We start from the raw sequence: 25,555 nt of genomic DNA, 5'->3' as shown, positions 1-25,555 counted from the left end.
CATTAGGGTCTTACTCAAAAACTGCAGTCGGGTTGTCCAGGCTGTCGGAGCCTTCGAAAGCAATCTCATCAAGTTCGAGAACTTTCACGACACGCTCGATCGACGCGGTCTGGTCAACCAGCGCATCAACAGCAGCCTGAACGACGGCGTTGCCCTCGTCGTTGCCTTCGCCGATCATCTGATCATACGCTTCACCAGCTTCGGCGCGTGCTTTCATCGCTTCGAATGCAGCCAACGTGGCGTCCAGCTTAGCCTGCATTTCTTCGGCCAGAGCCGGATCTTTCGCCGCGACCATCTCTGCAAGGGATGCGCCCTTCACATCGTTGCCGAGCGGGCTCTTGTATTCACCGAAATAGACGTTCCGGATGCCGACAACATCGTTGTAGTGCGACATGTGCGTGTTGTCGGAGAAGCAGTCATGCTCTTCTTCCGGATCGTGCAGCATGAGGCCAAGCTTCATCCGCTCACCGGCCAGTTCGCCATAAGAAAGAGAGCCCATTCCGGTCAGAATGGTCGCCAGACCGCCGGCTTCCCCCTTGCCGCCCAGTTCTTCGCGCGCAGCTCCGCCCGGTGCCCAGGCAGCAACCATTTCCTCAAGATCGGTAATCAGAAGTTCCGTCGCAGCTTTGAGGTATTGCGCACGACGCTCGCAATTGCCACCCGTGCAATTGGCTGCATCGAAATCACTGGCCGGACGATTTCCGGCACCCGCATCTGTGCCGTTGAGATCTTGCCCCCAAAGCAGGAATTCGATGGCGTGGTAACCTGTGGCCACGTTGGCTTCCACTTCACCTGCTTCCTGCAGGGATTCGGCCAGAAGGGCCGGCGTAATCTCACTGGCATCGATGGTCTCGCCCCCAACTTTCAGTGTCGGATTGGCGATCACGTTGGCTGCATAAAACGCGTTCTCTTCTGAATCCTCTCCATAGGAAACGTCGACATAATCGATCAGTCCCTCATCCAGCGGCCAGGCGTTCACCTTGCCTTCCCAATCGTCGACGATGGCATTGCCGAAACGGTAGGCTTCTGTCTGCTGATACGGGTTGCGAGCTTCGATCCAGGCTTTGCGCGCCGCGACAAGGTTGGCGTCTGTCGGCTCGGCAATCAGCTTGTCGATCGCACTCTGCAGCGTTTTTGCTGTTTCAAGAGAGTCGGAATACTTGGCAAAGGCAATATCGCTGTATGTGCCGAGCACATCGGCAGGCGCTGCGGCCATTGCAGGCGTTGCCAGAAGGGTTGTTGCCGCAAGAAGCGCGCGCGTGAAGGATTTCATTGGAGTGTTCCTAAATCCGGGGCAATGCAGCCGGCCGGAAACCCGATCTGCATGCTTTTTTGAAAAATCCGCAGCGCAATCCTGCGCCGCCCGGACAGTGAAAAACATTTCATGAATAAAAAAGTCAAGTTATAAACTTGAGAAAAATCAATAGATTAGAATGATTCCAAAAAAGTTGAAGGTCAAAACCCACTTTTCTGCACTATTCAAAAGTTTTAAACCGCTTCCCAACTGTTTGATGCTAAACATGGAATAAGCCCAGTCGGGCAAAGAGAGAGTTTGAGACTACGTAGTACACCTAAGTGCACTGCCGAATGGCTGGTCCGCCGGCCAAACAACAGGGACTGACCGTATGCTGAACGCGCTGAAGAGTTTCGTCCGGGAGATCACGTTCGGAGACAGTGGCAAGAAAACATTTGCCGAGGACGACAAGCGGCTCGCAGCAGCCGCACTGCTGTTTCACCTGGTAGACATCGACGGCATCATCGAAGACAGCGAAAGCGAGAAACTTCGGCAGATCCTGCAGGCGCGTTATGAGCTCTCGGACGAAGAGACCAGCGAACTGATCGCAGCGGCCAAACAGCGCGATGAAGAGGCGGTCGACCTTTACGGCTTCACCTCCGTTTTGAAACGCACGACAGACGAAGCAGAACGCCTCGCCATCATCGAGATGATGTGGGAAATCGTTTATGCGGACGGCCACGTGCATGAATTTGAAGACAACACTATCTGGCGGGTTGCCGAGCTGCTGGGAGTTTCGTCCCGGGACCGGATGACACTGCGCCACAAGGTGGCCAAAACCGCGCCGGAAGCTGACGAGGCTTGAGGCTCACAAATCTTAAGGCTTTATCACAATCGCGGCGCAACCAAACCGCGCAAGAGACTCGATTTTTTCAAGCTGCTCGCTAATATTGGATCTATGGATTTTTCTTCGAACCACGGAACGTATCGCCCCAAAGTGCTGATTGTCCTGCACCAGGAACATTCCTCGCCCGGACGGGTGGGGCACGAGCTGGTGAAACGCGGTTTTGCACTCGACATTCGTAAACCCCGCTTCGGTGACAGCCTCCCGGATACCATGCGCGACCATGCCGGCGCCGTTATCTTTGGCGGACCGATGAGCGCCAATGATCCGGACGGGTTCGTTCACAAGGAAATCGACTGGATCAAGGTTCCGCTTCAGGAAGAAGCGCCGTTTCTCGGCATTTGCCTTGGTGCGCAGATGATGGTGAAGCAGCTTGGCGGCACCGTTTCCGGTCACCGGGATGAGCTGGTTGAAATCGGCTACTACCCGCTGAAACCAACCGATGCGGGCAAAGACCTGATGGATTGGCCCAAGAAAGTGTACCAGTGGCACCGGGAAGGGTTCAATCTGCCGTCGGGCGCGGATCTGCTGGCAACCAGCCCAACTTATCCCAACCAGGCCATTCGCGTTGGGCCGGCGGCATACGGGATTCAGTTCCACCCGGAACTCACCCACCAGATGATGGTGAAATGGACCACAAAGGGCGCTCCGAGGATGGAACTGCCCGGCGCACAGCAACGCCGCGACCATTTTGCTGGCCGCTTCGTCTACGACACCGCGGTTCGCGCCTGGCTGGACCGGTTTCTGGACCTTTGGATCGGCACCGCCGAAGCCCCTGTTCAGCACAACCGCTTAAAAGCAGCCGAGTAAGCCGCTCTTTGCATCGCTTTGAGGAGTAAAAGGGCCGCTTGCGCGGCCCTTTATTTATGCCTCGAACACCACCAGGAGGTCTTTGGCGTCGATCTGGGCACCTGGCGTGACGAGCACTTCGGAGACCTTGCCATCGCGCTCGGCGTGAAGGGCGGTTTCCATCTTCATGGCTTCGATCGAGACGAGCACATCTCCGGCCTTAACCTCCTGTCCGGCAGCAATCGCAACCGTGGAGATGACGCCCGGCATTGGTGCACCAACATGGGCCGCATTGCCGTCTTCGGCCTTGCGCATGGCAGCAGCCCCGACAGCACCATGCGCCCGGTCCGGAACCTTGACGTTGCGCGGCTGGCCGTTGAGCTCGAAGAAGACTTTCTTTTCGCCCTTCTCATCGGTTTCGCCGATCGCCTGACAGCGGACCACAAGCGTTTTACCTGGCTCCAGATCAACAAAGATCTCGTCGCCTGATTCAAGACCGTAGAAATAGACCGGCGTCGGCAGCACGGAAGTCGGTCCATATTGCTGCTGCGCCTTGTCGAAGTCGGTGAACACCTTCGGGTACATCAGATAGGATGCCAGCTCCGTATCATCGATGTCATGACCCGTTGCGGTCGCGGCGGCTGCCCGTTCAGCTTCAAGGTCTGCCTCTTCCAGCAGGGACCCAGGGCGAACGGTAATCGGCTTTTCCCCTTTCAGCGCCTTTTCCTGAATTGCCTTCGGCCATCCGCCCGGAGACTGCCCGAGATCACCGTGCAGCATCTTCACAACACTGTCCGGGAAGGCAACATCCTTGGCCGGGTCTTCAACATCGGCAACGCTGAGCCCCTGGCTCACCATCATCAGCGCCATGTCGCCAACAACCTTGGAGGATGGCGTTACCTTGACGATGTCGCCAAACATCTGGTTGGCATCGGCATACGCTTGCGCAACTTCGTGCCAGCGGGTTTCCAGGCCGAGGGACCGTGCCTGTTCCTTCAGGTTGGTGAACTGGCCGCCTGGCATTTCGTGGAGGTAAACCTCTGAAGCTCCAGAGCGAAGGTCGCTTTCAAAGGCCCGGTATTGCGCGCGAACGGCTTCCCAATAGAAGGAGATCTGGCGGATTGTCGCCGCATCAAGGCCCGTATCCCGATCCGTGCCCCGCAGCGCCTCCACAATAGATCCAAGGCACGGCTGCGACGTCAGACCGGACAACGCATCCATGGCCGCATCGACTGCATCGACCCCGGCTTCGACGGCTGCCAAAATGGTGGAGGCCGCAATGCCGGAGGTGTCATGGGTATGGAAGTGGATCGGCAGGCCGACCTCTTCTTTCAGCGCTTTCACCAGGATCTTGGCCGCCTGCGGCTTCAACAACCCTGCCATGTCCTTGATGCCGAGGATATGGGCACCGGCTGCTTCCAGTTCCTTCGCCAGATTGACGTAGTATTTCAAATCATATTTCGGACGCGCACTGTCCAGCATATCGCCAGTGTAGCAAAGCACGCCCTCGCAGAGTTTTCCGGTTTCCTGGACCGCATCCATGGAAACGCGCATGTTCTCAACCCAGTTCAAGCAGTCAAAGACGCGGAAGAGATCCACGCCGTTTTCGGCCGCCTGATGGACGAAGAACTTGACCACATTGTCCGGATAGTTTGTGTAACCAACCCCGTTGGAGCCCCGCAGCAGCATCTGAAGCAGGATATTCGGCGCACGTAAGCGGATCTGATGCAGCCGTTCCCAGGGGCTTTCCGTCAAGAATCGCATGGACACGTCGAAGGTCGCACCGCCCCAGCATTCCAGGGAAAAGAGCGTCGGCAGACCGGTCGCATAAGCATCAGCGATGTTGACAATGTCGTGGGAGCGCATGCGCGTCGCCAGCAGCGACTGGTGGCCATCACGCATCGTCGTGTCGGTGAGAAGCGCCCGTTTTTCCGACTTCATCCACTCGGCAAAGCCTTTCGGACCAAGCTCGTCCAGCAATTGGCGCGTACCCTTGGGCTTGTCGTCGCCGAAATCCGGCACGACTGGAGCAGCCGCATCCTTCACCGGCCGGACCCGGTCCTTGGTTTCCGGATGTCCATTGACCGAGACATCAGCAATATAGGTCAACAGCTTGGTTGCCCGGTCTTGTCGCTTTGTTTGTTCAAACAGCGCAGGTGTGTCGTCGATGAAGCGCGTCGTATAGGTTTGGGCGCGGAAATCGGCGTGATCGATGATATTTTCCAAAAACACCAGATTAGTCGCAACACCGCGGATCCGGAACTCACGCAAGGCGCGGTCCATGCGTTTGCGCGCATCTTCGGCCGTTGGCGCCCAGGCCGTCACTTTTTCAAGAAGCGGATCATAGAACCGGGTGATCACCGCCCCTGAATAGGCGGTCCCGCCATCGAGGCGAATACCGAAGCCGGTCGCGCCGCGATACGCGGTGATGCGGCCATAATCCGGAATGAAGTTCTGCTCCGGATCTTCCGTGGTGATCCGGCATTGCAGCGCATGACCGTTGAGGCGAATGTTCTCCTGCGCCGGGACACCGCTCTCCGGCGTTCCGATCTTTTCACCATCGGCGATGTGGATCTGTGCCTGGACGATATCGATGCCGGTGACTTCCTCGGTCACCGTGTGCTCGACCTGCACCCGGGGATTGACCTCGATGAAATAGATCGCGCCCGTGTCTGCATCCATCAAGAACTCGACAGTGCCCGCGCCGCGATAGTTCACCGCCCGGCCAATTTTCAGACCGTATTCGCAAAGCTCTGTGCGCTTGGCATTATCGAGATAAGGCGCTGGTGCCCGCTCGACCACCTTCTGGTGGCGCCGCTGGATCGAGCAATCCCGCTCGAAGAGATGAACAACGGTTTCACCGTCCCCAAGGATCTGGACTTCGACGTGGCGCGCCCGTTGAACCAGTTTCTCCAGATAAATCTCGTCCTTGCCGAAGGCGGCCTTGGCTTCCCGCTTGGCAGCCAGCACTTCCTTTTCAAGGGTCGCTTCATCCGGAATGACGCGCATGCCCCGGCCACCGCCGCCCCAGGACGCTTTCAGCATCACCGGGTAGCCGATCTCCAGAGCTTGTTTCTTGATCTCATTCAAATCGTCAGGAAGCGGGTCCGTTGCCGGCATGACCGGCACGCCAGCCTCGATTGCCAGGTTGCGGGCGGCCACCTTGTTGCCCAGACGGCGCATTGTCTCGGATTTCGGTCCGATAAAGGTGATCCCGGCCGTTTCGCAGGCGTCCACGAATTCCGGGCTTTCCGACAACAGGCCGTAGCCCGGGTGGATGGCATCAGCGCCGGAATGTTTGGCAACACGAATAATCTCGTCGATGGACAGATAGGCCTCGATCGGGCCAAGCCCCTTGCCGACCTGATACGCCTCATCGGCCTTGAACCGATGCAGAGCCAGTTTGTCTTGCTCGGCATAGATCGCAACGGTCTTCAGACCGAGTTCGTTGGCAGCCCGGAAAACCCGGATTGCAATTTCAGACCGGTTCGCAACGAGAATTTTTCTTATCGCCAAACGCCCACTCCCCCTAATAATCCGCAACATGCAAGGCACATTTCGGCAAGATTTCTACTTACGTCGAAGCCAATTGAAAAGGGGCAGCATGCTTGTCCTTTTTCCAGAAAGTGAAATATTTTTGCTCTGACGGCGATAAACGTTGGAAAAATGGGCACAAATCCTACGCCAGGGGATGAGCACTTATGGGAGATTTTTCTGCTGGCGGCCCGCCTCACTTCGCAGTGCGAGCGCCAAACCACGCCCCAATCTGAAACACTCTCCCGTCACCGACGCGGAAAATCGTAAACACCCGGGAGATTTTTTAGGCGCCCAATTGGTCTTTCGAGAAGACAACCTACCAGATCGGGTAGGAACAAATCAAAAACATGATCAAAACACCGATTCGTCAGCGATTCGTTCTGCATGTGTCCATGGTTAATGGCGAAAGGCGCAGCATGCCCAAAAAACGAATCTTTTTTTGGTTTGGAGATTGACAGGCTTTTTGCCCCAAAATTCAGACTCAAGGTGATTTGGCGCAAATCCCTGAGCAGATTCAGCATTTCGTACTGAAAGATGGATTCAAATCCACATTTCGTAGGGAACAAATCCTGAATCCCCAAGAGTCCGCGATTCGGTTTCGGTTTGTTCCAGAGTCGTTCTCCACAACTTTCTAGATACACATTGATCCAACGAAGGAATAGCGAGAGCGCGTCGAAAAAGGGCAGGACAGAGCCACAACCCCTATGCTAGACACGCGCATCCGAGTTCAGGGCATGTGCCTTGGGAGAGCAGGCCGCCAGAACGGCGCGCCAAACACTGAGATTTCTGACCGCATCACCTCTATGTCCCGCCCCCAAACCCTGCAATTACCGCCGAGCGCCCGCTCCCGCACGGTCACAGCCGTGCTTGGGCCAACCAACACCGGCAAGACGCACCTTGCGATCGAGCGCATGCTGGCGCAGCCGTCGGGCTTGATCGGTCTGCCGTTGCGGCTCTTGGCACGGGAGGTTTATGGGCGGATTGCCGAACGCGCCGGAACCGATGCCGTTGCCTTGATCACCGGCGAAGAGAAGATCATTCCGAAACAGCCGCGGTTCTGGGTGTCCACGGTTGAGGCAATGCCACTCGATCTGAACACCGAGTTTGTTGCTATCGACGAAGTGCAGCTGGCCGGCAATCTCGACCGCGGCCACGTCTTCACGGACAGGATCCTGAACTTGCGCGGCCGCTCCGAAACACTCCTTTTGGGATCTGCCACAGCACGCCCGCTTCTTGAAAGGCTGATCCCGGGGCTGAATGTTGTCACCCGTCCGCGCATGTCGATCCTCTCCTATGCCGGATCGAAAAAGGTCTCCCGCCTGCCCGCACGATCAGCAATCGTCGCGTTTTCATCCGATGAGGTTTACTCGATCGCCGAACTTTTGCGCCGCCAGCGGGGCGGAGCGGCGGTCGTCCTTGGCTCGCTGAGCCCAAGAACCCGGAATGCGCAGGTCGACCTGTTCCAGAACGGCGATGTCGATCATCTGGTAGCAACTGACGCAATCGGCATGGGCCTGAATCTGGATGTCCATCACATCGCCTTTGCCGGCAACCGGAAATACGACGGGTATCAGTATCGCCAGCTGACGCCTTCGGAAATGGGTCAGATCGCCGGACGGGCCGGTCGCCACACAAAAGACGGCACCTTTGGGGTCACCGGCCGCGTCGATCCGCTGGACGATGATTTGATCGAACAGATCGAAAGCCACCATTTTGACAGCCTGAAAGTGCTGCAATGGCGCAACAGTGCTTTGGATTTTTCATCCACCAATGCATTGCGCCGCAGCCTTGACTTGCCGCCTCGGGAAGAGGGTTTGGCCCGCGCGCCTACAGGCGACGACATCACGGCGCTTGAACATTTATTGCGCGATAGCGCAATTTCTGACATGGCAAAGGGCGCAAAATCAGTAGAACTGCTATGGGATGTGTGTCAGGTCCCCGATTACCGGAAGATCGCCCCGGCCAATCATGGGGACCTTCTGGCAACCATTTACAACCACCTGATGCGCCACAATGCGATTGAAGATGACTGGTTCTCCCGTCAATTGGCCTTCGCAGACCGTGTAGATGGTGATATCGACACACTCGCGAACCGGATCGCTCACATCCGGACCTGGACGTATGTTGCGAACCGCCCTGACTGGCTGGCCGATCCGGCCCATTGGCAGGACGTGACCCGCGGCATAGAAGACAAACTATCTGACGCCCTTCACGACCGGCTGACACAGCGGTTCGTGGATCGGCGGACAAGTGTATTGATGCGACGTTTGAGAGAGAACGCAATGCTGGAAGCGGAAATTACATCGAGTGGGGATGTGCTCGTCGAAGGTCAGCACATCGGAAATCTGCTTGGCTTCCGGTTTGCCCCTGATGCGGCGGCCGAAGGCCCGGACGGAAAAACGGTCCGTGCTGCCGCACAAAAAGCCCTGACCACGGAAATCGAATCCCGTGCGGAAAAGCTTGGCAAATCAGAGAACAGTGATTTTGTCCTGACATCGGATGGCGCCATCCGCTGGCGCGGTGAACCGGTGGCCAAATTGTCCCCGACCGACGATGTTCTGGCCCCGGCAGCTCTGCTCTTGGCCGACGAGCACCTGACAGGCCCGGCGCGCGATACCGTACAAAACCGCCTGGATCTTTGGGTCAAGGCCCAGGTTGATACTCTTTTGAAACCACTGATGGACCTGAAGTCAGGTGAAGGGCTTGAGGGCTTGGCGCGCGGTATTGCGTTCCGGATTGTCGAAGGCCTCGGCATCCTGGAGCGTCAGGACGCGTCTGACGAAATCCGTCAGCTGGACCAGGACATGCGCGCGTCCTTGCGCAAGCACGGTGTTCGCTTCGGCGCTTACACAATTTTTGTTCCGGCACTTTTAAAACCGGCTCCAAGCCAGTTGCTTGCCCAGCTTTGGGCCCTGAAGCACGGCGAGCTGGACATGAACGGCATGGAAGAGCTGCCGCAGTTGTCCGCTTCAGGCCGGACATCCATTCCGGTCAACCCGGAAATCCAGCCGGCGCTCTACAAGGTCGTTGGGTTTCGCGTGTGCGGCCCGCGGGCTGTGCGTGTTGACATCCTGGAGCGTCTTGCCGATCTCATCCGGCCGCTGATTGCCTGGAAACCGCTCGACAGTGAAGTCGCTCCCCCGGAAGGGGCAATCGAAACCGGTGGCGGCTTTACCGTGACGGTTGCGATGACGTCTTTGCTGGGCTGTGCCGGCGAAGATTTTTCCGCTGTTCTGAAGTCCCTCGGCTACCGTCTTGAGACCAAGGAAGTGCAGCGTCCGGCAGCACCAAAAGCCGAGGCGACAGAACTGACGCCAAACACAGCCGAACCCGCTGCAGTTGAGGACACACCTGCGACAGAGGAAGAGGCGCCTGCCGAAAGTGCTGAGACCGAAGCTGCTGCAACGGAAACAGCAGAAACCTCTGACACTTCTGCAGCAGAACAAGCTGCCGAAGAAGTGCCTGCGACTGCCGACGCTGAAACGTCCGCAGAGGCACCAACTCCAGAAACCGAGGATGTCCAGACGGCAGAACCAACGCCGGCCGGCGAACCGGAAATGGAAACTGTCACCATCGAAATCTGGCGCCCAGGCCGTCACGACCGCCGCCCGCGCGGCCGTCAGGACCAACGCCGGGGTGGTGACAATCGCAAGCAGCAAGGTCCCAAAGGCGCTCCAGGAGAACGCCGCCACGGTAAACCTGGCAAAGGCGGTCCGAACAAGGGGCGCGCCGGTCAGAAACCCTTTGATGGGGGCAACCGCCGCGACAAAGCACCGAAAGACAAGCCGATCGACCCGAACTCGCCTTTTGCAGCCTTGATGGCGCTGAAGGAGAACATGGGCGACAAGGACAAGAAGTAATTCCGGGCGACGATCAAAAGTCGGCTGCCGCCTCAAATCAGGGGAGCCTGCGTGTCGACAAGTGGCTCTGGTATGCCAGGGTCACAAAATCCCGTTCCCTTGCACAGAAACTGGCTGCAGGCGGACATGTCCGGATCAACAAGGACAAGATTTCCTCCGCCAGCAAGACCATCAAAACCGGCGATGTTTTAACCATTGCCTTGGAACGCCGTATTCTTGTTTTGAAAGTGGTTGCACTTGGCTCCCGGCGCGGACCTTACGAAGAAGCAAAAAAACTCTACGAAGACCTGTCTCCGCCACCGCCGCCAAAGGCCGAAGCGCCACCTCCCCCCCCTGGCCAGAGGGAGCCTGGCAGCGGGCGGCCAACAAAACGTGACCGGCGCAAAATGGATGCTTTCAGGCAAGAGGATGAACACTAAAAGCTCTATGGGCCTGATCCGTTTTATGAATCTTGAAAAAAAGGAAATAGCTTTCTCAAACAGAGCTGCGATGCGACCTGTTGAACGCTTGCACCCGCCTGCCAAAAGCGATACCCAACTGCAATAATAAAGGCAGCAGAGGTCAGAGCCTGCGCATCAAACCGACGCCAGATGACTGCATCCGGTTACAACTTTCGTACCCGATGCTCTGACTAAAGAGGATTGCGATGACCTACGTCGTCACAGACAACTGTATCAAGTGCAAATACACCGATTGCGTTGAGGTGTGTCCAGTTGATTGTTTCTATGAAGGCGAAAATTTCCTCGTCATCAACCCGGACGAATGCATCGACTGCGGTGTTTGCGAGCCGGAATGTCCGGCTGAAGCAATTCTTCCGGATACGGAACCAGGTCTCGAGAAGTGGATCGAAATCAACGCCGAATATTCGGAAAAATGGCCGAACATTACGGAAAAGAAAGATCCAATGCCCGATGCAGATAAATTTGACGGGCAGGAGAACAAACTGGAGAAGTACTTTTCTCCAAATCCGCCGGCATGATTCGCTTATCTGAAGTTGCGATAAATTCGTAAATCTCGATATCCGCAACCTGAGATAAGTTCAAAACACTATTGACTACAGCTGCCTGAGCGGAAACTTCGCTCGGGCCTTAATGCCGTTTCGCGCCCGCGAAAGAGTTCCTCTTTAATTTTCCACAAGAGTATGTTACATTGTTTCGATAGTCGCCAACCACGAGAATAACCCCAAAAACGGAGTCGTGCTTACGTGTCCCGTGATCTTGATCTTCCGGGCCGCGAGTGATCCCGACAGCTTATGTATACAAGCAAGGTTCTAGAGTGGAATTCGACGACTGACCAGCCCGACACGCCGCATATCAACAGGCGTTCCAAGATTTGGACGTCAAAGCGATTGCGTGCCGCACAAACAAGGACCGTTTCAGCGGTCCATTTCTGGTCTGATATAGACCGCTAACTGCGCAGGAGAAACTACGAGTATGGCAACAAACACCAAAAAGACCGCGCAGCGTCAAGGTTTCAAGACTGGCGAGTACATCGTTTACCCGGCTCACGGCGTAGGCCAGATTACCGCCATTGAAGAACAAAACGTAGCAGGTCACTCTTTGGAGTTGCTCGTTATCGTTTTTGAACAGGATAAGATGACACTTCGCGTCCCGGTCGCGAAAATCGCATCTGTGGGAATGCGGAAGCTCGGCGACCCGGCTGCTGTCAAGAAGGCACTCGAAACAGTCCAGGGACGTCCGCGCATCAAGCGGACAATGTGGAGCCGCCGTGCCCAGGAATACGAAGCGAAAATCAACTCCGGCGATCTGATTGCAATTTCGGAAGTTGTCCGGGACCTTTTCCGCTCGGAGAGCCAGCCGGAGCAGTCCTACTCCGAACGCCAGCTTTACGAAGCTGCCCTGGATCGTATGGCACGCGAAATTGCCGCAGTGAACAAATGCTCGGAAACCGAAGCAATCAAGGAAATCGAGCAGAACCTCGCGAAGTCACCAAGCCGCATTAAAGCAGCCGCCGCAGCTGCTGCCGCGGCAGAAGATGGCGAAGATGGCGACGACACTGAAGAGGCCGCCTGAAAGGCTGCTGATCGCTGATCTTTCATTTGCGAAAAGGCCCGGAGCAATCCGGGCCTTTTTCTTACGTCCAACGGCGAGCACCCCTCTTCGAGATCAACGGGCAGTCATATCGAAACGCTTTCACGCCCGCTGATCTAGACCGCAGCAATTCTCTCCCCTCCTGTCACGACATTGTGCGTATTCGTGCGTCCGTGCGTTTTCGAAGTGATCTATTCTGACTTTGGGTCCGTAGTATCACTAACGTCACGCCTGGAGTGCTACATATGTCCACGTCTATGAGTGAAAGAAGGCATTTGGTGAAAGCGGCGATGAAAGCGCCGTATTTGACCCGTGAGGAAGAGCTTGAGCTCGCCATTCAGTGGCGGGACAACAAAGACGAAAAGGCTCTGGAGAAACTTTCTCTGTCCCACATGCGGTTGGTCATTGCCGTTGCCTCGCGGTTCAAGAACTTCGGCCTTAATCTCGGTGACCTGATCCAGGAAGGTCATGTTGGGCTGCTGGAGGCAGCTGCGAGGTTCGAACCAGAACGTGAGGTTCGCTTTTCGACCTACGCCACTTGGTGGATCCGTGCCTCAATCCAGGACTACATCCTCAGGAACTGGTCCATCGTTCGGGGCGGCACGTCCTCCTCTCAAAAGGCGTTGTTCTTCAACCTCCGCCGGCTGCGTGCGAAGCTGTCCAGCAATCAGACACCTTTGACAGACAGCGAGCTGCATCAAAAGATCGCAGACGCCATTGGCGTGAAGCAGTCTGATGTTGCTGTCATGAATGCGCGTTTGTCCGGACCCGACACGTCGCTGAACGCACCGGTAACAGATACAGAAGGGTCCAGCGCCGACCGTCAGGATTTCCTCGTTTCTGATGCACCGCAACCGGATGAGATCGTCACAGAGAACATCGACGCAGAACGGCGCAACACTTGGCTCGCATCTGCGCTGGACGTCTTGAGCGAGCGGGAACTCAAAATTGTCCGCGAACGGCGCTTGTCTGAAGACGGTGCGACACTTGAATCACTCGGCAAGAAGCTCGGCATTTCCAAGGAACGCGTGCGCCAGATCGAAAGCCGTGCACTTCAGAAGCTGAAGTCTGCACTGCTGGCAAACCAACCGGACAAGTCGGTTTACGCCATTTCGATGTAAGATAAGCCCGGGCCATCGCCCGGGCTTTTTTGATCGTATTTCTCGAGGTGGTCAGTCTACAACCAGCTTGACCGAAGTCCCTGCCGGAATTGGCTCATTCGGGCTCAGATCATTCAGAATTGAGAAAAATTCCAGGCGCCGGGACGGCTCGACACCGCTCATGCCTACGGCGAGCTTCCGCGGCGTATCGCCCGCCTGAGTGGTCACCACCTTGATCCTGAGAGATCGCAGGCGCGCACGTTCTGTCGGCGTCAATTGCCGAAAGCTCTCAATCGTTCTCCGGAAATCCTGGTCAAACTGATCCGACGGAGACCGGCTTGCAAAGATGAACCGGTATCCGGTCTTGCCGATCCGGACCACAGCAATGCGGAAGGACCAACCTTGGGTGATGGCAGCGCCTGTCACGGCCGGCAGACCACCAATCGTTGTTTCGCGCACACTTTGCGGCAACAGTCCATTGATCCAGCCGGACGTCATGTAATCGGCAAGACTGGAATAAGTGCTGACGTCAGCCCCATCGAAGCGGATTGCTGTACCAGACCCGTTGCTTGCAAGGACGGCTTCCGGCGAGTTCTCCAGAATATACCCGGACGGCACCGTGAAACCGATGCCAAGCGCCTTGTGCAGGAAGGATCTGCCCCGCACAAACCCTTCAAGGGGGTCATCTCCATACAACATACCGTCGATCTGGCTGAGGTACCGGGTGCGATCCCGCTCACCGATACCAGGAGCGCCGATTTGGCGCGCAGAGCGCACTGCGATTTGAAGCCGTTCGGGCGTAGACGGGTGCGAAGACAGGAAATCGGGTGCTGAACTGCCTTCTTTTCCAGCCGTTTGGTATTGCGCAAATTTCGCCATGGACCGCAGAAAGCGGGCCGCCGCGTACGGATCAAACCCGGCTTTTGCCAGAGTTTTGACACCTATTGCGTCCGCCTCAAGCTCCTGAACCTGGCTGAAACGCGCGAAAGACAGTTGGGAGGAGACAATGGCCTTGCGGGCCACTTCCGTGTCCTGAACCACATCAGTTAGGATTTGATCTGCAAGTTCCCGCGCTTCTGCCCGTTGCTGGCGTTTGATGGCGTGATTTGCGGTCACGTGCGCCATTTCGTGAGCCAGCACCGCCGCCATTTCGGACGTGTCATTGGCCAAGGCCAAGAGCCCTCGCGTGACATAAAGATACCCGCCCGGAAGCGCAAAGGCATTGATCGCCGGGGAGTTCAAAATAGTGATTTTGTAGCTTTGCGACGGATCCTGTGAAGCAGCAACCAGACGGCCGACCACGCTGGCAACGGCACGCTCCGCCCCGGGGTCTTCGTAGACGCCACCATAGGTCGCCACGACCCGCGGGTGTTCCCGCGCCCCGATGTCTGCTGCAAGGCTTGGCCGAAGAGTGCCAGGCGCGACAGTTCCAACCGAGGTTCCATCGCCAAGCAATTGGCATCCGGCAAGCGCAAGGGCCGCGCCGGCAAGGACAGCCATCCGCAAACGCGCCTTCAAACGCTTACCAAGCCTGCTGCCTATTGGAACAGAAGCCGGTATATCAGCCAAGTTTTCAGTCCCGGTTTTGGCCGTCACGACCTGCCCTTTTTTGCTCGACAACAATCAGCTGCTCTGGATGATCCCACGCCATGAGCGGCCCATCTTTCACATCCAAAACACCGCGAATTTCGACAGCCTTCTGAGCAAGGTCCTCAAATGACAATCCGATCTCAGACAGATGCGTGGCAATCGCGTCCTCTTCGCTGCGCGCGATCGTCACCGTGAAATCCGTTTTCCAATGTCTTCCAAAATTCAGATAGCGGGTGCGCGGGGTTTTTCCAAGGGAAACAATACGGCCTTGGACAATGACATAGTCTCCAGCAGCTTCCAGCAGCAGGTTCGGATTGCCCGCCCAGTATACCGGCGCAGCACGGTTCTGCCCCCACAGACCATGCCCAGCCTGGCGCGCAGCTTGTTCACTCTCGCGAAGGAGCTTTGCGCACGCAGCACCGGAGGCTTGCGGCATGAAAATCGCCTCGCCCGCGGCCAGAAGTTCTTTTTGAAACAACGTCGGAGTTGAGTTCGCATTCCTCACGATCATCGCAGGTGTCATTTGCCAGCGGTTTTTAGGACCAATCGGCAATGCCTGAAAGTTGGCCTCATTGGCGGTCGTTCCAATACTCTGGCGACTTCCCATCAGAACCGGCAAGACTTCACTGGCGTAGTAGTGCTGCCCAGCAGCATCTGAAAATACACCAGTTTCTCCGCTCTCAACGACCGGGACAGGCACGACGTTTTCTGAGACACAGGAGCCAAGCTCGGCATGAGCGCTGGTGGCAAGGAAGACAGAGAACGCGGCAACCACGGCAACCATCCACATTTGTCGTTGCCAGCAAGCCACGACGATTCGCCCTCCCTTGTTCTCTAAACTTCCGCGCCCCCGTTTTCTGACCTGAAAGACAGGCAGAAAACTCTGACAGCGCACCCTACCGATGAGCCCTTCCTTCGGGCTAAGCGGGAAATACGGCGCACCTAAGACAGACGCGGATTTCGGGCAGAAATATCTGCCGATCCGGACCCACCTGCCTTAACACTCGCCATGCCGGACAATTCATGATACTCGAGCAGGCGATAGGCCCCGTAGCTCAGCAGGATAGAGCATCAGATTCCTAATCTGAGGGTCACAGGTTCGAATCCTGTCGGGGTCACCAATTATTTCAATGACTTATAGTATTCCACAGTGAATTTTCACTCCAAAATGGCGCCTTGGTAAGCGCTCGGTTCAGCAAACTACGATCGCACAGAACCTACACCCGATGCCGTTTCATGTCAGCGAGGGCCTTGATCTCCAAACTACATCACTTAGTGAGCCGATCGATTATCGGAAACGGAAACAACCCTCACGCCTCATGATCCAATGCCAGGTGGTCGGCGACGTATGCGCCACGTTCACCCATTGGGCGGTCCTTGCCGACTGTGGTGTCAACGCTCGTCTGGTGTTCCAACTCGGCATTGAGTTCGGCGCCAAAGATGGCGACCACTGCGGAAAACCAGAACCACAGCAAGAGAACGACGATTGACGACAGCGCGCCGTGAATCTCTTCGTAATTGGCGATTTTCTCAACATAGGTCGTAAAGAGCAAAGAGCCGGCAATCCACATCAGCGCGGCGGCGACAGCGCCAACTGTGACCCAACGTGCTTTTGCCTGCCGGCGCGACGGGGCGAACCGGTAGGTGATCGACAGGCCGGCAATGACCGCAACGATCAGCAACGGCCAGCGCAAGAACCGCGCAATTAACTCACTGCTTCCTGACAGCGGCAACAGCGATAAGGCGACTGGCAGCGCAAGAAACGCAATTACAGCCACCAAACCAATCAGCAATGCCGCGATCGTCAAACCAAGTGCCGTGAGGTGGAACTCCCAAAGCGGCCGCTCCTCGTCCTCCCGGTAGGCGACGGTGATTGCCGTCATCATCGCCCGCACAGCGGCCGCCGCCGCCCAGAATGACAGGGCCAAGCCAAAGACAGCCTTCAACGTCAGAGCCGTCTGCCGTTCATGTTCATCCAGGACAGTTTCAAGTTGGTCTTTGATGAGCTGGCTGGAACTCTCAGGCAGGATCGGTCCAACCTCGTTTACCAAGTCCTGCACGGCCGCTTGAGGGATCAGGAGGTTGGCAATCGCCGAAAAAGCCGTCAAGGCCGGAGCCAGAGCCAGCAAAAAGAAGAAGGCAACGCCTGCAGAGATCAGAAATACATTGTCAGCTTGAACCTGGGTGAAGGTCCGCCGAAGAATGTCAATCCAGCCTTTCAACGGCATGTCTCGTACCGAGCGCGCGCAGCTTCCGCGCTCTGAGCGATGGGTTTGATCGCGATTGTTCATGTGCGTAGAACGCCGCCGGAGCACTTTCGTTCCGCAAAAACAATTCTTGGACCCAAAACCCTGGCTGACCGATTGACGATGATTTCTGTTCACGTGACCAGCACTCCTCCGGCCTAGAGCAGCCAGCAAGTTTGAGCGTTTGTTTGCATATCGACTTGAGGTAACGCTCAACAGAATTTGCGACGGTATGTTGAGGAACGGAAACGAAAAACGGGCCGCTTTGCGGCCCGCTCTTTCGTTGGCAATCTTGGTTATCCGTTCAGCGTTTCAGCGTCGGGATTTTTCTTGTAGGCGGCGGGTTCAAAAGTCTTGGCGTTCTCAAGCTCAGATTTGGTGAACGGTGCCACGACCAAAAGCGCGCCGTTTTCAGATTCATACATCTGAAGGCTGTCATAAGACACGGCGACAGGTTTCTCGTTGAACCCCAGAAAGCCACCAACGTCGATAATAACAGCTTCGGCCTTGCCGTCTTCGTTCAAAAGCACCTGCGATATCTCACCGATGTTCGCATCAGCGCTGGAATGAACAGAGGATCCGATCAAGGCTTCAGATGACACCGTGGTGCTCTGGACACGGGTCTTTTCAGCCGTCCATGACGCAATCGTTTCGTTGAGCCGTTTTTTCGCCGGATCAATCGCTTCGGTCCGGACCGTTTCATAGGTCTGTTTTGCGCTCTCGGAAATGTTGTCGATCTCGGTCTGAACCGCAGAAACCGTCATCCAGTCCGGAATATAATCCGGGCGTTCAAAACCATCGGCGTTTTCCAGCTCTGCGCGGGTGACATCGCTGACAACGTCAAACTCACCGTCTGATTTTGCTGTGAAAGACAGGCGATCATAGTCGATCGCGACATCTTTTTCGCCGAGACCGAGAAACCCGCCAACTCCGACAATTGCCGCGCGGATCGAACCATCACGGCTCAAGACCAGGTCGTTCACGGTGCCAATTTCAAACGCCTCACCAGTGGAGGTGTTCAAGACCGATTTACCAATCATGTTGGAGGCGAGAAAGCCTGTTGCCGTGTCCGGCTTCACTCTCGACACGTCAAATTCATAAATAACGCGATCGTTTTGAAAATCCTTTGAAGTAGTACCGGTGTCCTGAGCCAATGCTGGCGTAGTCAGAACGGCCAGAACAGCTGTAGAGGCAAGAAGGTTGCGGATCATAGTCTTCTCCTTCACTTGTAAAAATGAGGTGGCCGTGATTGGCATCTCGTAAACATCATCAGTTGGGAATGGTTCCAAAAAAAACGCGCCGGTAAGGCGCGTTTTCTAATTAAGCAAGCTGTCCGCTACCCCGGGGCCCGGCAAGCAGCCAGACAATGAAACCCACCACAGGGAAGAAAAGGATGCCCAGGATCCAAAGGATCTTTGCGCCGGTAGAAGCGCCGCTCTGGATGATTTTTATGATTGCATAAATGTTCGCGATCAGGACCAGCAAACCGAGAAGACCATATTCCATGATTGAAACTCCTTGTTCTGTCATGTTGGAAACGGTCCGATAGAGGTTTTGGTTCCATCACACCTGCTGTTGGAAAGGAATCTCCGAAGCGGTTTGAGCAAGACGAGAACAATTTTCGAAAGAAGAAATGGAACTTAATTCATTCCCGAGCGTTTAAGAACTGTTACTCAAACAGGAGGATACAATGCTTTCTTGGGCACTCATGTTTCTCGTCGTTGCACTTGTTGCAGCAGTACTTGGCTTCGGCGGTATTGCCGGTACTGCGGTATCAATTGCAAAACTGATTTTCTTTGTCGCGATCGCACTATTTTTGATCTCTGCGATCATGCACGTGGTTCGCGGAAGAAGCGCATAAGCAAAAACTGGGCGCCACTGGCGCCCTTTTTTGTGCCATTTATGATCTTCGTGAAACACTCTGACTTAGCTGCTGTGCTCGCCAGAGGCTGGTTGCAATCTGGGATCTGTCGGCAGGGCTGTTCAACTCAAGATTTGCATCCCGGGCAATATCATAGAGTTGGCGTTTGATCAGAGCCTTGTGCTCTGGACGGCAGACGATAGCCATTTTCCCAAGCGCTGAAATGAGATGGTCCAGAACCAGTACGTTGGATCTTGCGCATTGGCGCAGCGGGGCCATCGCAGTGTGCAGGATGTCCTTCACGGAAATCAGATCCAGCCACACACGCGGAGTGCCATCCTCATCGCACAACAAGGAACTTGGCGCACCGCGTTGCAAGATACGCGCAAAACTCGCCGACAAGTGGTCGATCGCGCTGATTGCCGTGTAGGAATCATTGATGCCGGGAGATAACGCCCTCAGGCCGATTTCCACCAGCAAATGAACTGAGAACTGAATATCTCCCTCCGGGGCCCGGGCTTTGGCGAATTGAAACGCCAAAAGAACGGGATCGGTGTCACAGCCGTCATCCTGACATCTCACCTCGGCGATCGGCATGCCCTCGATCACAAATGCTCCGGGCGTCACAAGCACCTCAATGAACCCATTGTAATGCTTGGCTGTTTCGATCAGATAATCGATGTCAATCGCAGTCACATAACCGCTTCGTTTGCCGTGCACCTTGGTCACCGGCAAGTCCGGGATTTCCTGACGGTCTGACGGTTTTTCAAGTGGCTCATGGGCAAGAAGAGCGTCAATGGACTGGCGCAACGACGTTTGAATACGCCCAATCTCGGCATCCACCCGAATGCGGCCCGCCACGTCGTTTACAAAATAGACCAGCCAGAAAAAGCTCGCCGCCGCCAAGAAAATTGACACGCCAACGGAAAATCGAACTTCTTTCCCGTCCTCGACAACGAATAGTACAAGCAAGGCGTACAAAAAGGTGGCGCCCAGAAGACCGATGGTGATCTGGGTTGTGCGGTTGCTGGCAAAGGTCTCCAGCAAACGGGGAGCAATGTTGCCGGCCGCCAGAGTGAAGACAACCAAGGTCAGCGAATAGACCAAGCTGATGACCGACATCATCGCGCCGGCAATTGTCGAAAGAACGCTCCGCGCTCCTTCGACACTCAGTGTATTGTATCGGAGACTATCGAAGACTTTAGCAAGCAGCTCGTTATCGTCGATAAACAAGGTGATTGGGGCAAGCACTGCGCCAAGAAGCGCAATGCAGACCGGTATGAAAAGAAACCCTTTGATCAGGCGGTAAAGCGCCTGCTCCTTCGCGTTATTCTGGTAGGCAAGCGCCAATCCGTGTGCTCCTGATGTCAGATTTCTTTTCGGACCTGCGCATGCGCAATCAAAGCAAAGAGCGCGGTTCCACCAACGATGTTACCCAAGAGCGTCGGGATCAGGAAAGCTGCAACATCCAAAACACTGGAATGACCGATCCAGACGGCAAACACCGCCTCCACCGATCCGGCGACCACGTGTGTGAGATCAAGAGCTGCGATCAGCCAGGCCATGAGAAGGATGATGGCGACCTGCGAGTTTTCAGCGCTTGGCAGCAACCAGACCAAGGTTGCGACAATCCACCCGGCCAGTATGCCACGCAGGAACATTTCATACTGCGGGATTTCCATCATGTGTATGGAAAGAGATCCAACCGCGTCATAAACCTGGGGCGGCAGAAAAAAGCCGCTTGCGATCGCGGAGCCGAAGACAAAGGTCCCGATCATATTCGCACAGAAAACGATGGCCCACAGACGGACGACGCACAGATAGGTGTGACGTTTGCCTGTGCTGATTGCCGGTAGGACCGCCGTTAGCGTGTTTTCTGTAAAGAGTTGCTGTCTGGCGAGGATAACAATCAGAAAACCTACGCCATACCCGAGATTTTCAACCAAATGGCGCCAAGGAGAATCAGGCAGATAGGCCCGGAACAACGCTTCGCCGAGCACGGAAAACCCGATCGAGAGTCCGGCTGCAATGCCCGACCACCAAAGGCTTTTCGGTCCCCGTGCGAGCTCTTCTTCGCCTTCTTGACGGATAATTTCGTAAACAACGGCGGCTTTCAAACGAAGCCGGTCATCCACCTCGGCAAGATCGTCCGAGGTGAGCCGCGTGCCTTCGTTGTCGAGCCTCTCTTCGGTAATCGGGCTTTTATTGTCTGCCTTTTCGCCGGCAACACGCTCCGGTTGGCGAGCCATAGCTTTCCTCCTGTCCGTAGCGCGAAACTGAGAGAATTTTTTGAAGTTAGGGTTGGGCCGAGAGAGCGTTTTGGATCAGTTCGGCAGATTCAGCGACCGCGAGCTCCGAGCGCTCAAAGCTCTCCTGACCGCTCATCAATTCCTCTAACCGAGCACGTGCCCGTGAGACCCGGCTTTTGACTGTGCCTGGCCTCACACCCAAGATGTCCGCCGCTTCTTCATATGAGAAGCCGCTCGCCCCAATCAGAATGAGCGCCTCGCGCTGATCATCGGGCAGGACCTGCAATGCACTCAGGAAGTCCTTCATCTCCAAATGGCCTGCCTGCTGCGGCTTTGATTCAAGGCTTGCGGCATGTTCGCCATCGGGATCAGCGACCTCGCGCTGCATTTTCCGGCCAACCGAATAATACTGGTTGCGCAAGATGGTAATCAGCCAAGCCGTCAGGTTCGTGCCTTCGGTGAACTTGTCTTTGTTGGCAATCGCTTTGGCCAGAGTTTCCTGGACGAGATCGTCTGCGCGGTCCCGGTTGCCACTGATGGAACGGGCAAACGCTCTCAGGCGCGGAATGGTATCAACCAGGTCCTGCTTGAACTTTGCATTGTTCATCCCTGCGCCTCCCCACCGGAGTTGCCATCAGACTGATCGGCATCATCAAGCGCGGACAGGAGCTCAAGCATGTCATCGGGAACGTCTTCCGAAAGGGCTTCGTCGTAGACCTGTTTCAGCTGATTACCGATCCAGTCTTCCTTGGTCTTTGCGCCCATGTTCGGCCGGATGATACCAGAGCCGGCAATCGCCTGATCCGGTAAGTTTTTGGTTGGCATGGCTAATTCCCGATATTTGCAGCTTCAGTGGCATGTGAATTGTAGCAGAAACGTGCCAGGCAAAAAAAAGTTCCATCTGGCTGGAACTTTTTTTTGCCTGGCGCATTTTCTGGTTAAGGGGACGGTTCACGTCATCTGGATGGCCGCGTAGATGCGGCATTTCATTAAGGAAAAAATGAATGGCCACGAGTCTTTCTCAAGATATTGCACCTTTGCTTCCCTACCTGCGCCGCTATGCTCGCGCGCTCGCAGGAACCCAGCAAAGCGGAGATGCTTATGTTCGCGCATGCTTGCAGGCATTGGTTTCGGATCAAAGCATCATCGATACAGGCGACGGCGTGAAGATTGGCCTTTACAGGCTGTTCCATGTTCTGTGGAATGCGTCCGTCGTTCCGCCCCCAACCACAGACGGCGCGGCATCAATTTTTGAACAGACCGCACAACAGCGCCTTGCCAGCATGGCGCCGGAAAGCCGGCAGACCTTGTTATTGACGACACTCGAGGGTTTCTCGGTGCCCGAAGCCGCGCGGATTATTCAGAAAAGCCCGGAAGAGGTCACTGAACTGATCAAAGACGCCGTAGCTGAAATTGATCGTCAAACGAAAACAAATGTCCTGATTATTGAGGACGAGCCTTTGATCTCGATGGATATCACCCAGATCGTTGAGTCGCTAGGCCACACTGTCCAAGGTGTTTCGCGGACCGCAGACGACGCCATAAAGGCAGCGAAGGCCAACGCTCCGGGGTTGGTGCTTGCCGATATTCAGCTGGCGGATGGCTCGTCCGGGATTGATGCGGTCAAGGCCATCCTGGGCGAAATGTCGGTCCCGGTTATCTTCATTACATCGTTCCCTGAACGCCTGTTGACCGGAGAGCGGCCGGAGCCGACGTTCCTCATTACCAAGCCGTTTAATCCCAATACCGTGAAAGCGGGCATCAGCCAGGCTCTGTTTTTCAAAGGAACAGATGCGGTTGCAGCATAGGGCGAAGTTTATGGAAGACAAAGGCGGGGAGTGTCCCCGCCTTGTCGAAGAGCTCAGTGCTTGGACATCCATTGGTCGACTTCGCGCTCAGCCTCTTCGCGTGTTTTGCCGTACTTCTGCTGTATCAGACCTGCCAATTCCGTTCGACGGCCGTCAACCCGGTCAATCTCGTCATCGGTCAACTTGCCCCACTGGGCTTGAGCCTTCCCTTTGAATTCTTTCCAATTGCCTTCGATTTGATCCCAATTCATCTTTTGAAACTCCCTTTGGTGTCAGACAACTAGAAAACGAATTTCAGCTTGGTTGGTTCCCGAAGAAATCAGCCAACTGCTCCAAAACAGCACATGGCTGCGGACGGTGTAGATCAAAAGGTTCACAAGCCGGCGCTCCAGAAACATCCGGTGAACAAAACGGAAGCCCGACATGCAGGACATCATCAACTATCTCTTTGGGGCCGCATCCTTCATGCCTCATGGATATTGCCTCTTATGGCGGCCTGACCTGGTCGCACTGCATGCGATTTCCGATGGTCTGATCGCCTTGGCCTATATCGCTATTCCAATGGCGATTTTGACGTTCTTGCGGCAACGGCCGGATATCACGGGAACGCCGCGCAGAACCGCCTATCTCTTCGTTGCGTTTATCTTGGCCTGCGCACTGACACATCTCACCGCTCTGGCAACGCTTTGGGTTCCGGCCTATGGCGCTCAAGGGCTCATAAAAGCGACAACAGCCATCATCTCCGTAGCGACAGCATTTGTAGTGTGGCGTTTGCTGAGCCAGTTGATCGACATGCCCTCGGTCAAACTGCTGGAACAAGCAAACGAACTGCTCACAAAAGAAAACCGCGCGCTTAACACAGCCGTCGGCCGGACTAAGGCTGAGCTTGCCCGAACCAACGAGCTCTTCGAAACGGCACTTACCGGAAGCAATATTTCGGTTTTTTCTCAAGACCGGGACCTCAAGTATACATGGATCCACAATCCGCGTTTCGGGCTTGAGAAGTCCGAAATTCTTGGCAAATCAGATGTTGATGTGTTGCCGGATGCAGCTGCCGATCAGGTCGTACCCGTAAAACGCCGGGTCGTCGAAACAGGCGAACCCTCTTCAACCTATATCGGCATAGAGCGGGAAGACACTGAGCCCCTTTACTTCGACCTGATCGTCCACCCAACCTTTGGTGAGGACGGCAAAGTAGATGGCGTGTTGTGCACGGCCGTCGACATGACGGAGAAGAATTTTTACGAGATCCGGCTTGCGTCCATGGCCGCGCAATTGGCGGAAGCGAACAAACGGTTCGAAACAGCCTTGGATGGCTCAATCATCACCGTGTTCGAGCAGGATCGCGACCTCAAATACGTTCATATGGTCAATCCACCGAACGGATTGAAAGAAGACGTTTTCATCGGCAAGACAGATGACGAGATCTTCAACGAAGACGATCAGCTCAAACTTATTCCGGTCAAGAAAAAGGTGCTGGAAACCGGAGAAAGCGCCGTTGTTGAAGTTGATATCGCGATGGACGGAACCGCGAAGTTCTACAATGTCCGCTTCGATCCGGCGCGGGATGCAGAAGGAACAATAACGGGCGTAATCGGCACAGCCGTCGACCTCACCTACAAGAGGGACAATGAACGCCAGATGCACTTGGTCATGCGGGAGTTGACTCACCGGTCCAAGAACCTGCTTGCCGTCATTCAGGCGATGGCCCGGCAAACTGCCGCAAGATCCGATAATCCCGACGAGTTCGTCGAAGTGTTCTCTGCGCGCCTTCAGGCCATGGCCGCAAGCCACGATCTGTTGGTTTCACAGTCCTGGTATGGGGCGGATATTAAAGAATTGATTGTCGCGCATCTTTCTCAATCCATAGATCCGCAAAGCCCGCAAATCATTCTTGAAGGCCCTGGAAAATCCATTACAGCGGATGCGGCTCAAAATCTGGGATTGGCCCTGCACGAACTAACCACAAATGCTGCGAAATACGGAGCATTGTCCGTGCTAGATGGGAAGCTGAAAGTGACCTGGGCTGAAAATGAGGGTGTGGTCGAACTCAAATGGGAAGAGACTGGCGGCCCGGAAGTTGTGCCCCCAAAGCGGAATGGGTTCGGCCGTATGCTACTGGAACAACTCGTTGGGCCTGCGCTGGATGGGGAAGTTAAAGTCGAGTTTGCCTCGGACGGTGTAAAATGCACCATCACCTTTCCTGCCAAACAACTTGTCAATTGAAGCAACGAGCCGATTATGCTGACGCTGACGGCTCGGGCCGACTTACAGACCTACGTCTTCAGCCGCTGAAGCGCGTCTTCGATATCGTGCAGTATTGCCT

The 25,555-nt window shown here is 55.5% G+C and carries 22 protein-coding genes and 1 tRNA gene; 11 read left to right on the top strand and 12 right to left on the bottom strand.

Annotation, left to right across the window (positions count from 1 at the left end; all coding sequences use genetic code 11):
• Positions 1 to 10: 10 nt before the first annotated feature.
• On the bottom strand, positions 11 to 1,273 hold the full coding sequence (locus AC0J4F_RS06595) for an imelysin family protein (RefSeq protein WP_473025766.1): 1,263 nt from the start codon (positions 1,271 to 1,273) through the stop codon (positions 11 to 13).
• Positions 1,274 to 1,625: 352 nt separating this feature from the next.
• On the opposite strand from AC0J4F_RS06595, the gene AC0J4F_RS06590 reads away from it, so the two are divergent.
• Both AC0J4F_RS06590 and AC0J4F_RS06585 read left to right on the top strand, forming a co-directional pair.
• On the top strand, positions 1,626 to 2,099 hold the full coding sequence (locus tag AC0J4F_RS06590) for a tellurite resistance TerB family protein (RefSeq protein WP_133952485.1): 474 nt from the start codon (positions 1,626 to 1,628) through the stop codon (positions 2,097 to 2,099).
• Between the two features lie 93 nt (positions 2,100 to 2,192).
• Positions 2,193 to 2,948, top strand: coding sequence for a glutamine amidotransferase (locus AC0J4F_RS06585; protein WP_133952486.1), 756 nt, complete (start codon positions 2,193 to 2,195; stop codon positions 2,946 to 2,948).
• A 54-nt stretch (positions 2,949 to 3,002) separates the two neighbouring features.
• Here AC0J4F_RS06585 and pyc read toward each other — a convergent pair whose 3' ends face one another.
• On the bottom strand, positions 3,003 to 6,443 hold the full coding sequence (pyc, locus tag AC0J4F_RS06580) for a pyruvate carboxylase (RefSeq protein WP_473025765.1): 3,441 nt from the start codon (positions 6,441 to 6,443) through the stop codon (positions 3,003 to 3,005).
• A gap of 824 nt (positions 6,444 to 7,267) precedes the next feature.
• On the opposite strand from pyc, the gene AC0J4F_RS06575 reads away from it, so the two are divergent.
• The 5 genes from AC0J4F_RS06575 to AC0J4F_RS06555 all read left to right on the top strand — a co-directional run bounded on the left by AC0J4F_RS06575 (position 7,268) and on the right by AC0J4F_RS06555 (position 13,496).
• A complete protein-coding gene (locus AC0J4F_RS06575; RefSeq protein ID WP_473026409.1) occupies positions 7,268 to 10,324 on the top strand; it encodes a helicase-related protein in 3,057 nt (1,018 codons plus the stop codon).
• 47 nt (positions 10,325 to 10,371) lie between these two features.
• A complete protein-coding gene (locus AC0J4F_RS06570; protein ID WP_286183873.1) occupies positions 10,372 to 10,743 on the top strand; it encodes an RNA-binding S4 domain-containing protein in 372 nt (123 codons plus the stop codon).
• Between the two features lie 227 nt (positions 10,744 to 10,970).
• On the top strand, positions 10,971 to 11,303 hold the full coding sequence (fdxA, locus tag AC0J4F_RS06565; protein WP_008192880.1) for a ferredoxin FdxA: 333 nt from the start codon (positions 10,971 to 10,973) through the stop codon (positions 11,301 to 11,303).
• Positions 11,304 to 11,757: 454 nt separating this feature from the next.
• Positions 11,758 to 12,357 (top strand): CarD family transcriptional regulator, encoded by a 600-nt coding sequence (locus tag AC0J4F_RS06560; protein ID WP_133952489.1) that lies wholly within the window; start codon positions 11,758 to 11,760, stop codon positions 12,355 to 12,357.
• Positions 12,358 to 12,620: 263 nt separating this feature from the next.
• The gene (locus tag AC0J4F_RS06555) at positions 12,621 to 13,496 is read left to right on the top strand and encodes an RNA polymerase factor sigma-32 (RefSeq protein WP_473025764.1); all 876 of its coding nucleotides are present in this window, start codon (positions 12,621 to 12,623) and stop codon (positions 13,494 to 13,496) included.
• Positions 13,497 to 13,547: 51 nt separating this feature from the next.
• Here the strand turns inward: AC0J4F_RS06555 and AC0J4F_RS06550 are convergent, their stop codons facing one another.
• Positions 13,548 to 14,975: a M48 family metalloprotease gene (locus AC0J4F_RS06550; protein WP_286183874.1), complete on the bottom strand. Its 1,428-nt coding sequence runs from the start codon at positions 14,973 to 14,975 to the stop codon at positions 13,548 to 13,550.
• A gap of 73 nt (positions 14,976 to 15,048) precedes the next feature.
• Positions 15,049 to 15,855 carry a hypothetical protein gene (locus tag AC0J4F_RS06545; protein WP_473025763.1) on the bottom strand — a complete coding sequence of 269 codons (807 nt, stop codon included), beginning with the start codon at positions 15,853 to 15,855 and terminating at the stop codon, positions 15,049 to 15,051.
• A 254-nt stretch (positions 15,856 to 16,109) separates the two neighbouring features.
• On the opposite strand from AC0J4F_RS06545, the gene AC0J4F_RS06540 reads away from it, so the two are divergent.
• Positions 16,110 to 16,186, top strand: a tRNA-Arg gene (locus AC0J4F_RS06540).
• A 189-nt stretch (positions 16,187 to 16,375) separates the two neighbouring features.
• On the opposite strand, the gene AC0J4F_RS06535 is transcribed toward AC0J4F_RS06540, so the two are convergent.
• The 3 genes from AC0J4F_RS06535 to AC0J4F_RS06525 all read right to left on the bottom strand — a co-directional run bounded on the left by AC0J4F_RS06535 (position 16,376) and on the right by AC0J4F_RS06525 (position 18,817).
• Positions 16,376 to 17,356 carry a YihY/virulence factor BrkB family protein gene (locus tag AC0J4F_RS06535; protein ID WP_473025762.1) on the bottom strand — a complete coding sequence of 327 codons (981 nt, stop codon included), beginning with the start codon at positions 17,354 to 17,356 and terminating at the stop codon, positions 16,376 to 16,378.
• A 251-nt stretch (positions 17,357 to 17,607) separates the two neighbouring features.
• Positions 17,608 to 18,522: a PRC-barrel domain-containing protein gene (locus AC0J4F_RS06530; protein ID WP_473025761.1), complete on the bottom strand. Its 915-nt coding sequence runs from the start codon at positions 18,520 to 18,522 to the stop codon at positions 17,608 to 17,610.
• 109 nt (positions 18,523 to 18,631) lie between these two features.
• Entirely contained in the window at positions 18,632 to 18,817 is a 186-nt protein-coding gene (locus AC0J4F_RS06525; RefSeq protein WP_473025760.1) for a PLD nuclease N-terminal domain-containing protein, read from the bottom strand.
• A 184-nt stretch (positions 18,818 to 19,001) separates the two neighbouring features.
• On the opposite strand from AC0J4F_RS06525, the gene AC0J4F_RS06520 reads away from it, so the two are divergent.
• Entirely contained in the window at positions 19,002 to 19,172 is a 171-nt protein-coding gene (locus AC0J4F_RS06520) for a DUF1328 domain-containing protein (protein ID WP_133952494.1), read from the top strand.
• Between the two features lie 39 nt (positions 19,173 to 19,211).
• On the opposite strand, the gene AC0J4F_RS06515 is transcribed toward AC0J4F_RS06520, so the two are convergent.
• Genes AC0J4F_RS06515 through AC0J4F_RS06500 form a run of 4 tightly spaced genes read right to left on the bottom strand, consistent with a single transcriptional unit; the run spans position 19,212 to position 22,246 of the window.
• Positions 19,212 to 20,522, bottom strand: a complete 1,311-nt coding sequence (locus AC0J4F_RS06515) for a DUF2254 domain-containing protein (RefSeq protein WP_133952495.1) — start codon at positions 20,520 to 20,522, stop codon at positions 19,212 to 19,214.
• Between the two features lie 17 nt (positions 20,523 to 20,539).
• Positions 20,540 to 21,421: a formate/nitrite transporter family protein gene (locus AC0J4F_RS06510; protein WP_473025758.1), complete on the bottom strand. Its 882-nt coding sequence runs from the start codon at positions 21,419 to 21,421 to the stop codon at positions 20,540 to 20,542.
• A 46-nt stretch (positions 21,422 to 21,467) separates the two neighbouring features.
• Entirely contained in the window at positions 21,468 to 22,028 is a 561-nt protein-coding gene (locus AC0J4F_RS06505; RefSeq protein WP_145347629.1) for a sigma-70 family RNA polymerase sigma factor, read from the bottom strand.
• Positions 22,025 to 22,246 (bottom strand): NepR family anti-sigma factor, encoded by a 222-nt coding sequence (locus tag AC0J4F_RS06500; protein WP_133952498.1) that lies wholly within the window; start codon positions 22,244 to 22,246, stop codon positions 22,025 to 22,027. The genes AC0J4F_RS06505 and AC0J4F_RS06500 overlap by 4 nt, the downstream gene beginning before the upstream one ends.
• Positions 22,247 to 22,425: 179 nt before the next feature.
• Here AC0J4F_RS06500 and AC0J4F_RS06495 point away from each other — a divergent pair, with 179 nt between their 5' ends.
• Complete coding sequence (locus tag AC0J4F_RS06495; RefSeq protein WP_133952499.1) at positions 22,426 to 23,229, top strand: response regulator; 804 nt, start codon at positions 22,426 to 22,428, stop codon at positions 23,227 to 23,229.
• A 53-nt stretch (positions 23,230 to 23,282) separates the two neighbouring features.
• On the opposite strand, the gene AC0J4F_RS06490 is transcribed toward AC0J4F_RS06495, so the two are convergent.
• The gene (locus AC0J4F_RS06490) at positions 23,283 to 23,480 is read right to left on the bottom strand and encodes a CsbD family protein (protein WP_008189145.1); all 198 of its coding nucleotides are present in this window, start codon (positions 23,478 to 23,480) and stop codon (positions 23,283 to 23,285) included.
• Between the two features lie 172 nt (positions 23,481 to 23,652).
• Here AC0J4F_RS06490 and AC0J4F_RS06485 point away from each other — a divergent pair, with 172 nt between their 5' ends.
• Positions 23,653 to 25,455, top strand: a complete 1,803-nt coding sequence (locus tag AC0J4F_RS06485; RefSeq protein WP_473025755.1) for a sensor histidine kinase — start codon at positions 23,653 to 23,655, stop codon at positions 25,453 to 25,455.
• The last annotated feature ends 100 nt before the right edge of the window (positions 25,456 to 25,555 follow it).

Source organism: Roseibium sp. R5 (assembly GCF_055755305.1).
The sequence above is the reverse complement of the archived record's forward strand: the minus strand, read 5'-3'. Positions and strand labels throughout refer to the sequence as shown.